This window comes from Cupriavidus sp. (assembly GCF_057315035.1).
In genome coordinates, this window is record NZ_DBHKYV010000008.1 from 126,570 (window position 1) to 139,187 (window position 12,618).

Genomic DNA, 12,618 nt, shown 5'->3' on the forward strand with positions numbered 1-12,618 from the left:
CGACGGGCGCCGCCTCAATAGCGGAGGTCCAGGCGGTAGTTGATGGCGTTCGCCAAGGTTTGGGATTGGCCTGGCACCACCAGTGGCCATCCAAAGCTCAGGGAACTGGTGAAATGCTTGCCGCTGAACCGCAGGCCAACGGCAGCACCCACGAGGTATTCCGGATCAGTGGCTTTCTTATTGCTGTTGACAAAGCCGACGTCGTAGCCGATGAATGGCGCGAGTTCGATCCCGCCAAGCAGGTTTGCGCGAAGCGGCAGCCGAACGGTGTTTGAAATCCATGCGCCGCTATCGCCGTAGAACGCCACGTCCTTGAAGCCGCGTACGGTGTATTCATCACCAATCGATAGCTGCGCGTCATTGATCATGCTGTTTTCGGAAAGCTGGAATCCGGCCCCGAGCTCGTATTGCAGATCGGCCTTGCCAACCTTGAACGGACGCGACCAGGTCACGGCGCCATTGACCTTGATGTAGTCGGTGTCGAATCGGGCCAGCTCCGGATCGTCGCGCCATGCCGCACCGAACCATGGCACGCCTGCGCTGATACTCAGGTCTCCGTAGGCCCACCCTCCGCCCACTGCACCGACGTGCGACAACCCCACGCCAAGCTCGGAGTAAGTCTTGCTGCTGATGCCCACCGCCGTGCCTTCGATACTGTTGGCGTTGTCGCGCACCCCCAGCTTCACGTATGCACTCGTCTTTCCGGCCGCATCCCGCTTCAGCAGACGCGATAGCCTGGCGTTGTAGCGTTGCGAACTCCCCTCGCTGAGGTAGCTGCCAAACCTGCCGCCTATCATTCGTTCATAGCGCGACCCGTACCAGGAACCATCGATGGCCCAGTTACCAATGGGTATGCTGTAGTTGATCGATCCGATCTGCTGGAGGTTGTCGGGCTTGATGAAGTCCTGCTGCGCGTAGTACGTCGTCAGCGTGTCATTGAGGCCGAGGAGGTTGTTGACACCAAGCGTCCCGGAGTATTGGTTCCAGCCATCCTCCCGGCGCCCGCTGTTGTTGATGCCAGCACCCAGGACCACCCGTTTCGGATCGCTGGTCACCACGTCCAGCGTCGATGTCCCGGCCTCCACATCCGGAACGATCCTGACAATGTCGTTGCCGCCGGCTTTCATCAGGTTCTCCACCGCCTGGTCGACGTCCCGCATGTTGAGCACCTTGCCCCTTGCAAAAGGCATTGCGCTGAACAACCGCAGGGAATCCCGGAATCCATCCGGAGCTTCGCCATTGATGGTCAAGTCCTTGATGGTTCCCCATTTGACATCGAGGGTCAGCATTCCTTTACCGAGCGAGCCCGGACGAACGGTAACGATAGTGGTAACGAAGCCCCGGTTCATGTAGTGGTTGGTCAACTCCCGGACAATGGCCATGATCTCCGTCGAGCCAATCGCCTTGCCGCGATACCTGGCCAGAATTGCCTCGACTTCCGGCGATGGATCGTCGTCACCGGTCAGCTCGATCTCCGTTACCGTGAACCTGGCTTCCTTCGGCGCCACGCTTGCGGCATCGTCCGTGGGCGCCGCGAGCCGCCGTTGCGCCTGTGCTTCATGCTCACGCTCACGCTCGATTTCGCGCTGGATGCGCGCTTGCTCGCGCTGGCGTTCCAGTTGGTCAAGATCCAGCCGCTGATCGCGCGCCGGTGCGGGCAACGTGCCGTTACGCGCCTGCGCCTGCGAAGGGAGCAGTGCCGCGCCGAGCGCAGCCGCCATCACGAGCCATAGACGATCAAGTTTGGGATTCTTCTTCATGAATTCTTTCCTGCTACTGAACATCGAGCGTGAATGCGACATACGCTTCCACGCTGCCGGCCGACACCGCGCCTCGATTCAGCCGGTAAATGCGCCCGCGGTAGTTCAGGGTTCGCGCTCCGTCGATCGTGCCGAGTGAGGTCGCGGTGCCAAGCCGCACACCTGTGGAACCCGTTGCACCGAGCAGTTGCACTGCCACGCCGCCGGCCGTTCCGTCGTTCTCGACCAGCCCCCGCGTGCCATAGCCGAAAGGGGCGGTGCCGTCGAAGGTAATGCTCACCGCCGAACGGTTCGGGCAGTTGAGCTGCAGCGAAAAGGGAACCGGGGTTGTGCCCGTTGCGGCTGCCACGTCCGCTGCGGTGTGCGATCCAAGATCCACCCGGACGTCCGATGTCACTGCGCAGGTATTGACGGCAATCGTGATGGGGCTCGCCAGCACGATGTTCAGTGCAACCACCGACGTCGCTGAGCGGGCTGGCGCCAACAGCGAAACGGTCGCCAGCGTGCCGGCGGGCAAGGTTCCAGCCGACATTCGTCCTGTCTGGACGAACTCGATGAGTACACTGGTTGCCGACACCGTGCAGTTTCCGCTTTGCGTGGCGGTACATCGCAAGGCATTCGGCCACCATGTCGTGGCTGGCCACCGAATGCGATAGCCAAGTCCTGGCACGCTTGTGCTGTAGACGTTGTTGACCGCTGTCGCTGCCGTTCCGGGCGCCATTGCCATGCGGAGTTCCGCATTGACGTTATTGCCGCATGTGTATTCAAGCTGCCCGACTGGCACAAGACGGGAAGCAAGCACGGTTCCGGACCCATCCGCGCTGCTGCCAGTTATCGAATCGACGCGGACTTCCGCGCGATGTGCCCGCCCGCTGTTGGAGGTAATCGAACAGGCCGCCGATGCAACCGGTACCGATGACAACCAGGCGATAGTCGCGGCAACCATCAGGAATGGAGTTCTGTAGTTCATGACCTTTCCTTGGGCGCGGGGAGCGCCGCCGCTTCTGCCAATCGATCGCAAGACACATCGCGAACTTGCAGGACGCCATCACGGCCGACCGATGACGAGGACGATGACTGCGCTTCATGGCGAGCCATGCAATGCTGCGCGGCGGATGGCCCCCATCTCGCGTGCAGGACAGCCGCGTTGACCAGGTTCGTGGCGAGCAAGTTGCCCCCGCTTCCGACGGTGCCGATCAGGCTGCCGTCCGAGGCGGTCACGCTGGCGCCGAACGGCACGAACCTCCCGCCATCCAGGCGAAGGCGCAGCACCGCAGATTCCGAACGCCTGGAATCGAACCTGACCTTGACCATGGCACCTGCCGTGGGGGCAGTGGCGATCCTGGTGCTCGCTACCGTAACGCCCACGTCGGAGCCCTTCAGGTCGAGTTCCAGGTTGTTCCACTGATAGGGGGTGACGTATGGCACCAGCGCCATTCCGTCCTTGCCGATATGGGTTCTCTGGTATGGGAGTACCCGTGCTCCGGCAGCGCCATCCGCCTGCACGAGCGCAATGGTGTCGCCGAGCTCGCCGGTGAAGTTGACACCCTCGCCGTGTACGACAACACCGCCGCTTACGTTTGCGCCAACGCTATTGCCGTCACCCGCATGGCCGTACGTCAGGTTTCCCTTCAGCGCTTCGCCGGCATATCCAAGCGTGGCGCCGAACGCCCTGGCACCGCCGCTTGCGGCATCGAACCAGGTGTCGTAGGAAGCTCTGCCGAGCTCGTCGACGTTGCCTGCAAGATTGCCGCGCAGGTCCGTGCGGTCCCTGTTGCGCGATGCCGTGAACCCCACCGTGGGTGTCGGGGTTCTGGCGGGCCTGCCCAGCGGCAGCGATGCCGACAGGAAGATGTTGTTCTCGCTGTTGCCAGCGGCATTGCGGGTTCGCCCCAGGCTGATGTTGTAGCGTGCACGCCCAAGACTGTTCGTGTAGCCCGCCTGATAGGACAGCGCACGACCATTGTCTTCCCAGCGGCGCCCGTAGGATCCGGTCAGGAAGAAGTTTCCCCATCGCTGCCCCAGTGATTGCGTGACATTGATGTCGAATCTGTCCCGCAGGCGCAGCGGCTCGACGGATGCGCGGCCAAGCCGTACTTCGCGCAGGCGCATGGCATCCATCAACGCGTAGTAGCCTGGGCTCGAGTACCGATAGCCCACCAGGCTGAAATAGGTGCCGGTCCTGGAGTAATGCTTGCCAAGGCTTGCCCGGACGCTGTATCCCGATTTGTCGCAATGGCGCGCGGTATCCACGCAAAGTGCGAACGACTGGGTCACGTCCATGCCGAGCGCGCCCAGCGGCGTATTGACGGCAAGGCCACCCATCGCTGCGGCATAGTAGGTAGATGCGGTCATCTGCGCACCACCGTAGACGGTGACGTCCTCAGTCAGGCCGTGCTGAACCGTTCCCTCCATCAGCAGCGGTGCGTTGTGAATCGCGTTGTCGCGAATCTGACCCAGCGTGAGGCTGTAGCTCGTGTAGTCGGCACGCAAGAGTTGGGCGATGCTGGCGTAAGGCACCACAAACCGCTGGACCTGCCCGTCGGACTCCGTGACGCTCACCTGGAGGTCGCCGCCGTAGCCTGTGGCGTAGAGGTCCTTGAACTCAAACCCGCCAGGGGGAACGTTCTGCTCGAAGAGAACATTGCCGCCCTGGCGAATGGTCACCACGGCATTGGATCGGGCCACGCCGCGAACAACTGGCGCGTATCCGCGCAACGATTCCGGAAGCATCCGGTCATCGGTTGCCAGGCTTACCCCGCGGACAGGCGTCGAGTCGAACAGCGTGCCGGTCGTATTCCAGTCGCCCAGGATGGCTTCGGCCTGCATGCGGGGCAAAGGCCGCTGGGCATAGGCCGATACGTTGCTCCATTTCGTCGGCCGGCCCGCACTGGATGTCAGCGCACCGTAGGTACGGAAGCGCCATTGGCCAACATTGAGCGCACCTTGCAGTCCGCCGTAGACATACTGCCCCGATGAGCCGCGCATGCCCAGGTTGTTCGTATAGCTGGCGTTGTAGCGAAATGCGGCGCCATCGATGCCGGGATCCAGTGCATCGGCTGGCACCTGGCCTCGCACCTTGTACAGCAGGAACGCCTGCGGAATCGTTACCGTCAGTGTCTGTTCACCGCCATCGTGTGCCACGCTGCCGCCATCGACCAACTGGTCCAGGAAGGCGCAGGCATGCTCCCCGACAGGTTGCCGCTGCTTTTCCGGGTCCAACCCCATGCGCACTACCCACACCGCGGCAAAGCACGCTTCGACGCGTCCGGTCTCCGGCCTGCGCCGGAACGTCACCGTCTGCACACCGTGCAACGTGTCGTTGACACGCAACTCCACGGGGTGATCGCCTTCGGTCACCGATTCATCGCGTTCGAACCGGGAAAGATCGACCGCCTGTCCAAACGCGCGCAAGAAGCCGCTTTCGAATTCGACGATGCCGGGCTGCGCGGATCCCGCCAACTGCGACTTCGCCGGGCTGCGCTGCTGCGTTGGTTCGCTGGCCTCCGGAATTTCCGTCGACATTCCAGGTACGGCGGCCAGAAGGGTGCTACCCAGGGCAATGGCGCGCAGCGAGAAGCGCAACGGCACGTCGAGCCATCGCAGATGCTTGTTGGTTCCCATCTCAGTCCCACGCGGTCAACGGAATGGACAGGGGAACAAATGCACCGAGGTCGGTGATGTAGTTGAGGTCGAGGCTCAGGGCTGCGCCTGTGCCTGCCGCCGCGTCCACGAAGCGGAATTCCTTGTCCGCCAGCGGCCCTGCCATGCCACCAGGCAACGCCGACTCGCCCTTGTCCTTGCCCTGCTTGAGTACCAGGCTGGCAAATGACACATGCAGAGGGCTGCCGTTGGAGCACGTGACCACGAGATCCGCGCCATCCCGGCGGACGCGCCATTTCAGGCTTTCCGCGGCCTCGCTCAAGTCGGCCTTCAGGCCCGCTGGCCGGTAGAACATCTTGAGGCGGGTGCGAAGGGCAATATTCAGATGATTCTCACCCTGCTTCCCTCCAACCCTGGCCGGTATCTCCAGAGCATTGAAATAGAAGACAGATTCGCGGTCCTTCGGCAGCGACGCGACCTCGGCCGATTTGAAGATCCGTACGACCTGCGACTTGCCACCGTTCAGTCGCGCCACGGGCGGCGTCAGGATGAACGGGACATCCTGCGCGCCGGCCTCGATAGTTCCTGTGCCGTTGCCCCCATCCTTATCGAGCCAGATCTGCGCCAGCACCGGCGTATCCGCCGTATTCGCAAGCCTGACGGACTGCTCCTTCTGGTCTCCTTCGAGCACGATACGTGTGCCGGCAACCTGGATTGCGGCATGCGACGGGCCCGCCGCGATGCCGAGGACGGCCAGCGCAGCACAAAAAACAGATTTCGCTTTCACTTCAGTTCCCTCGCGGGACGCAACAGACACGCGTGGCCGCAACCGTCCGCTGCCCCTGCACAGAGTCGCCGCCGGGCCGGGCCGACCACGGCGGAAGCGGACTCAGTTGTAAACAATGGAGTAGACGACGTCGGTACTGACGGTACCTGCCGTGGAAGCACCGCCCGTTGCAACGTACTGGGCCCAGTAGTCAAACCGTGCCGTGTTGTTCGCGACGGTGGCGGTCGCCGCAGGCGTATTGGCGAACAGGTTGATGGCAGCGCGGGCGCCGTTGCGCAAACCCACTTCGACGTTGCCGGCGCGGCCGGTACCGGTGGTGTTTATCAGATTGCCCGTGGCGGCATTGATGTTCGCGCTCTGGGCGGGTTCGAAACTCACGCGAGCAACCGCGCCATTGGTGCAGTTGTTTCCAGACAGGCGGATATGGAAAGGGGTATCGCCTGCCCGTTCGCCGGCAGCCGCCAGTGCCGTCACGCTGACGCGCGGCATACCGACGGTGAAGTTCCCTCCGGTGCCTGCGGTAACGGTGGCGCCGCCGCCCTGCACGACGCAGGTGGTGCTGGCAATGCTTCCGGTAAACGTGATCTGGCCATCGTCGGCGAAGGAGAGTGAGCTGGCACCCAATGCACACATCAGCACGAGGCATCGAAACGGCATTCCGCGGGTTCGCAAAGAATTAATAATCGATCTGTCCATAATATTTGCCGGAGTGAATTTGAATACCGATCAGAATCTGTCGGCATATGAATTAGAGCCCGACGTTTCTGATCCATAAATCGGAAAACACTCAAATTTTGGCAACAAGCTGGCTTGATACCCGAGTACTGATGACACAAAATCGCAAATCCTGCGTCAAATCTCTAGCATTTATCTCAAGAATCAAATGCGCAATTCATGCATCACACCAATCAAATTGCGATAATCCGTTATATGGTTCTGCAACAATCCTGTAATCGGGATTCCAGAAAAGGCACCCTTCCTTTTCCGAGGCATCTCATTCCGGATTGCATTGAATGGACGGAGGGGGAGCGTGCCCCCTGTCTGTCCGCGCGCCGCGCGTGACGCCACCCGGTGTCGGCAAAGTGCTACATTGCCGCGTTGGCAGAGATCCGTACCCACGGCACCACCCTGCGTTCTCACCTTGTTCCGATGTCTGACGTCAACTCCATGTCATGCCGGGCCGCCCGGTTGCGCAGCGGCCCATTGCGCGGGCTGATCCTTTTCAGCCTGATGTGGCTCGGCCTGTCGTGCTGGTCACCCGCGCACGCCCAATGCGCGAGCCAGGGTGCCAACGGCGCCAACGCCGGCAACCGGCCACGTATCGGGCTGGTGCTTTCCGGTGGGGGGGCGCGTGGTTACGCCCACATCGGCGTGCTCAAGGCGCTGGAACGAATGCATGTGCCGGTGGACTGCATCGCGGCCACCAGCATGGGCGCGGTGGTCGGCGGGCTGTACGCCAGCGGCATCGGCGCAGACGAGCTCGATGCGCGGCTGTCCCGGGTCAATCTCGGTGATATCGTGTTCGACCGCAACGAACGCGCTCAACTGCCGCAAACGCTACGCGAGGACAGCTTCCAGTATCCGATCGGGATTTCCGCCGGCCTCGGCAAGGATGGAGTCAAGCTGCCCGTGGGCCTGGTCCAGGGCAACAAGCTGCTGACGCTGTTGCAGGACTGGACGGCGGCATGGCCCGGCGATATCGATTTCGGCACGCTACCGGTGCCGTTCCGCACGATTGCGACCGACCTGGGCACGGGTGCGCCGGTGGTGCTGCGCCAAGGCTCGCTACCGCGCGCGATCCGTGCCAGCGCCGCGGTCCCGGGCCTGTTCGCGCCGTTCAGGATTGACGGCCACACGCTCGTGGATGGCGGCCTGGTCAGCAACCTGCCGGTGCAGATGGTGCGCGACATGGGTGCCGACATCGTGATCGCGGTCAATGTGGCATCGCCGCTCGACGATCCGGCGAAGCTGGACTCGCCCGCGGCGGTCACGCAGCAGATGGTGACCATCCTGACCAACCAGAATGTCGCCACGCAGAAGGCACTGCTAGGGCCGCGCGACGTGCTGATCGAACCCGATCTCGGCACGTTGTCCTTCACCGATTTCTCGCATGCGCATGACAGCGTGCAGTACGGCGATGCGGCCACGGAAGCCATCGCCACGAAGCTCGCCGCACTGGCATTGCCGGGCCCGGCATGGGACCAGTACCTCGCCGCACGCGCCGCGCATGGCGCCGTGGCCGAGCCGAGGCGTATCGATGCGATCGAAGTGCATACGTCCGGCCGTATCCCCGCATCGTACGTGCGGCAATACCTGCGCGCGCGCGAGGGTGATCGCTACGACACCGCCGCCGTCAACCACGACCTGGCCCAGCTTTCGACGTCCGGTGATTTCGAGAGCGTGACGCAGGAAATGGTGACCGAGAACGGACGTTCGGTGCTCAAGGTCGATGCCCAGGAAAAGTCCTGGGGGCCACAATTCCTGCTGTTCGGCTTTGGCCTGTCGACCACGTTCGATGGCAAGGGCGCGTTCAACCTGCAGCTCGGCCACCGCTACCCGTGGCTGACACAAGGCGGACTGGAATGGCGCAACGACATTGTGCTGGGCAGCAACCAGGCCAAATGGCATACCGAATTGCGCCAGCCGGTATTCGACCGGCTGGGTTTCTACATCGCCCCGTATGCCGAGTATGGACGCAAGCACGTCGACATCTACTCCGACAATGGCGACACCCGCAACGCCACGCCGCTCACTGCCGTGCGTGTGGATACGGCGATGGCGGGCCTGGACCTGGGTATGCCGATCGGGCGCCTGGGCGAGTTCCGCGTGGGTGCAAACTACCAGCAGGTGCGCTACCGCTCGGACTACCTGCTGCTCGGTACGCCCGGGGGCAGGTTCAGCGCCTCGGTGCGCCAGCCCACCATCCGCGCGCAGCTGACCATCGACCAGCTCGACGACCCGCTCTTTCCACGCAAGGGTTACTACCTGTTCGCGGTGAACCAGTTGTCATTCGGCGGCGCCAACAACAGCTTCGACGATGCGCACGCCAAGGCCTTGTGGGCCGGCAGCTACGGACGCCATACGCTGAATCTTGCGGCCGAAGGCGCCATGACCTACAACGATCACCGGTCCAGCAACAGCGTCAGCGGCGGCCTCGGCTTCACGCTGGGCGGTTTCCAGCGCCTGTCAGCCTATGCGCCGGACCAGTTCTCGGGCAACTACCTGCTCTATGGGCGACTGACGTACCTGAATGACCTGCGCGAATTCGTGCTGCCGGGCCTGCGCACCACGGTCTTCGGCACCAGCCTTGAAGTGGGCGACGTGTGGCTGCGGCGCAGGAATTTCGGCAGCGGCCCCTACAAGTCGAGCGCCAGCGTCTTTATCGGGGGCAACAGTGTGATCGGGCCACTGTACTTTGGCTTCGCGGCGGCGCCGGCCGGCGTGTGGAATATCTACCTGCAGCTGGGCCGCGTGTTCTGACGCACTAGCCGGCCAGCGCTTCGGCGCTGGTCACCGCCATCGCGGAGCGATACTCGACCGCCCCGATGCGGCCATTGCGCAGGATCAGCGTTTGCGTGCCATGTCCCTGCATTGGCGTGCCGTCGAGCAGATAGGACACTGTTATGTCGACTTCCACGGTCTGGCCGTCGACCCTCGGTGCGCCTACCACCTCGATGCGGATCGTGTCGCCCGCCAGTTCCGCGAGCCGCTGGAACAGTCCGATCACCGCATCGCGGCTGGCATAGTCGCCGGCTAGCGGATGATCGCCTACGTGGCGCCAGACGATGGCCGGATCCAGTTGCGGATAGATGGCCTCGAAATGACGGGTGGTCAGCGCGGTCAGGTATTCGCGGACCAGCCCGTCGACGGCTTCGGCCGACATCGGCACTTCCACCGCGCGCCGCGCGCGCATGCGGCCCGCCGAGGCATCGAGCCCGAGGAAATCAAGCACGTTGGCGATGACCTGTTCGCGGTCGTTGTCGACACAGATCATGTGATAGCTGTTTTCCAGGACCACCGCCCGCACCTGGGGCACGTTTGCCTGCAGGAATTCCGCCGAGCGCAGCGAGGTAAGCTCGTCCTCGCGCGCGTGGACCACCAGGGTAGGACATGCCACGCGGCGCGCGCCGTCCAGCACCCAGCGCCGCAGGCGGTCCACCTGGCGAATGCAGGTCAGCGGCACCCAGCGATAGTGGAAGTTGTCGCCCCGGTCGAACTTGGCCTTGACGATCGCGCGCACCAGATCGTTCTTGATGCCGAACGGCTCGTTCTCCTCGACCTTGATTCGCGCGGGCAGCATCGGCAGGTGATAGACGGCATGGCGCAGCCAACGGTAAGGTGGCGTGGACCAGCCATCGATATAGACCGGCGCGGACAGCGCCACGAGCTGGCCCTTGCGATGCTGGCGACGGTCGCAAAGCGCGATCGCCAGCAAGGCACCCATGCACATGCCAATCACGTGGAAGGTTTCGTACCGGTCCACCAGTGCGTCATATGCCTCGGTCACCGCGTCCATCCACTGCTCGGCCCGCACCGGCAGCAGGTCTTCCGGCGTGCCACCATGGCCCGGCAGCGTGACCGCGTGTGTTTCCACGCCCGCACGCCGCAACACCTTGTGCATTGGCCCAAGGTCGTACTGGGTACCACCCAGCCCGTGAATCAGCAGGGCTCCCGTGTGCGGAGCCTGTACCGTTGTCATGCCGCGCGCCGCCCCTCGGTATCGTGACTGGCCACGATGCGCCACGCGCCGGCGATCAGCGCCACCGAATCGTCGCCATCGAGCAGCGGACCGCTCATGTCGACCACGGTCGTGGTCGTGCCGACCGGCAGCAGCAGCCGGAACGTCAGGTCGCCACGCGCTTCGCCATCGCTTTCGCGCAACCAGCGGCGCCGCACCTCGGCGCGGTCGTCCGGATGCACGCAGGCCAGCACATCGTCCAGCGTCGAGAACGCGGTCCCGGACACCCCAAACGCGTGTTCGACACTGCCGCTCCAGCGCAGTCGGCCACTATGCGGATCGAGGTTGTAGACCAGTTGCCCGCTGGCCGCCAGCGCCAGTTCCACGTCGTTCTGCCGCGTCGCGGCCTGCTCGTGCAACTGTTCGCGCGCGGTGCGCAGCGTGCTGATCAGCAACGTCAGCAACGCGGCCACGGCCAGGTAGAGCTGCGCCACCAGCAGCGAATAGCCGTGATACACGGCCGTATCGGCAAACGGACCATCGCCCTGGGAGGTATTGACCAGCACCAGCGCCGACAGCAGCGCCACCGCCACCGAGCCGCCGCGCCCGCCCAGCAGCAACGCCACGATGGCCACGAAGAACAGCGGAATGTAGGTCAGCGCATAGGCCACGCCCAGCGACAGCTGTACCACTCGCGTACCATCGAACACTGCCGCGGCGGTCACCAGCACGGCCAGCAGCGCGGCAATGCCAGCCACGAACTCGCCGCTGCGCCGGCCGCCGGAGCGTGCCGCGCTGAAGCGCGCCCATCCCGCGAATACCGGCGTGACAATCAGCACACCCACGAAATCGGCGGCGGCCCATACCTTGGCCGTGGCCCAGAACGGTACGTCCAGGAACAGCCAGAACCAGCCCGCGCCGAACATCGCGCCACCGACGCTACTGACCACGGCGGCCAGCAGCAGCCCGCGCAGGAAGGCCAGGCCTTCGAGCGAGAAGCGCATCATGTGGACCAGCGCCACGGCTACCGCCGCAAAACCGATCTCGTCGAGCGAGAACAGCAGCATGCGGAACGCATCGCGCCCCTCCACCACCCCGAGCAGCATCTGGGCAGCCAGGAAGGCCAGGCCGAGCCCCACCCAGCGACGGGCGGGCGCCAGCATGAACGCGGCCACGGTCACGCCGGCCGGCAGCCAGATATAGCCGGTGGCGGCAAACGGGCCGTTGATCTTGTGCGACGCAAAGCCGAAGACGAAATACAGGATCGCCCACAACGGCAACGTGACGAGCCGGTTCGATAGATTCACAGTCTCGATTCCTGGTACGAAGGGCGGCACAGTCCAGCCGCCCCCAATGAACGGGGAACGGCGCCAGGCAGTTGACCGGCGCCGCTACAAATAAGGCGAAAACAGCACAACTAGTTCAGGCCGCTGCTGTCCACATAGCCAAGCGCCTCGCGTACGGCGCGCCGGGCCTTGAGTACATAGCAGACCTGGCGCTCGCGGATCACCAGCGCCAGTACCTCGGCCTGGGCCATCTCCTGAAAATGGTGGGTGGCGCGTCGCAGGGTCAGGCCGGCCAGCTCGGCCAGTGCCACCGCCGGTAGACCATCGTCACCGGCTTCAAGCAGCGCGCGGCAAATGGCCGCACGCACCGGCACCGTCAGCAGTGCAAGGGTCAGGGCGCTTTCCTGGGTCTCCATCTTGTTCTCCCTCGTCGAAATTGGCCGCAAGCCTGATGATGCCCGAACACGCCACATCGTACGCCTGAAATGAACAGACATAAGACGG

9 protein-coding genes are annotated in these 12,618 nt (G+C 63.7%); 1 reads left to right on the plus strand and 8 read right to left on the minus strand.

Annotated features, from left to right (window positions below; translation table 11 throughout):
- Window positions 1–14 precede the first annotated feature (14 nt).
- The 5 genes from ACO550_RS13720 to ACO550_RS13740 all read right to left on the minus strand — a co-directional run bounded on the left by ACO550_RS13720 (window position 15) and on the right by ACO550_RS13740 (window position 6,846).
- A complete protein-coding gene (locus ACO550_RS13720; RefSeq protein WP_315592514.1) occupies window positions 15–1,760 on the minus strand; it encodes a ShlB/FhaC/HecB family hemolysin secretion/activation protein in 1,746 nt (581 codons plus the stop codon).
- 13 nt (window positions 1,761–1,773) lie between these two features.
- Window positions 1,774–2,730 (minus strand): spore coat protein U domain-containing protein, encoded by a 957-nt coding sequence (locus tag ACO550_RS13725; RefSeq protein WP_315592513.1) that lies wholly within the window; start codon window positions 2,728–2,730, stop codon window positions 1,774–1,776.
- Entirely contained in the window at window positions 2,727–5,384 is a 2,658-nt protein-coding gene (locus ACO550_RS13730) for a fimbria/pilus outer membrane usher protein (protein ID WP_315592512.1), read from the minus strand. Before ACO550_RS13730 ends, ACO550_RS13725 begins: the two co-directional genes overlap by 4 nt.
- Window position 5,385: 1 nt before the next feature.
- Entirely contained in the window at window positions 5,386–6,150 is a 765-nt protein-coding gene (locus ACO550_RS13735; protein WP_315592511.1) for a fimbria/pilus periplasmic chaperone, read from the minus strand.
- Between the two features lie 102 nt (window positions 6,151–6,252).
- On the minus strand, window positions 6,253–6,846 hold the full coding sequence (locus tag ACO550_RS13740; protein WP_315592510.1) for a fimbrial protein: 594 nt from the start codon (window positions 6,844–6,846) through the stop codon (window positions 6,253–6,255).
- Window positions 6,847–7,317: 471 nt separating this feature from the next.
- Between ACO550_RS13740 and ACO550_RS13745 the strand changes: the two genes are divergently transcribed.
- Window positions 7,318–9,630, plus strand: a complete 2,313-nt coding sequence (locus ACO550_RS13745; RefSeq protein ID WP_315592509.1) for a patatin-like phospholipase family protein — start codon at window positions 7,318–7,320, stop codon at window positions 9,628–9,630.
- Window positions 9,631–9,634: 4 nt separating this feature from the next.
- Here ACO550_RS13745 and ACO550_RS13750 read toward each other — a convergent pair whose 3' ends face one another.
- The 3 genes from ACO550_RS13750 to ACO550_RS13760 form a co-directional block, all read right to left on the minus strand.
- On the minus strand, window positions 9,635–10,849 hold the full coding sequence (locus tag ACO550_RS13750) for an alpha/beta fold hydrolase (protein ID WP_315592508.1): 1,215 nt from the start codon (window positions 10,847–10,849) through the stop codon (window positions 9,635–9,637).
- On the minus strand, window positions 10,846–12,135 hold the full coding sequence (locus ACO550_RS13755; protein ID WP_315592507.1) for an MASE1 domain-containing protein: 1,290 nt from the start codon (window positions 12,133–12,135) through the stop codon (window positions 10,846–10,848). The genes ACO550_RS13750 and ACO550_RS13755 overlap by 4 nt, the downstream gene beginning before the upstream one ends.
- Window positions 12,136–12,245: 110 nt before the next feature.
- The gene (locus ACO550_RS13760; RefSeq protein ID WP_315592506.1) at window positions 12,246–12,530 is read right to left on the minus strand and encodes a helix-turn-helix domain-containing protein; all 285 of its coding nucleotides are present in this window, start codon (window positions 12,528–12,530) and stop codon (window positions 12,246–12,248) included.
- Window positions 12,531–12,618 lie beyond the last annotated feature (88 nt).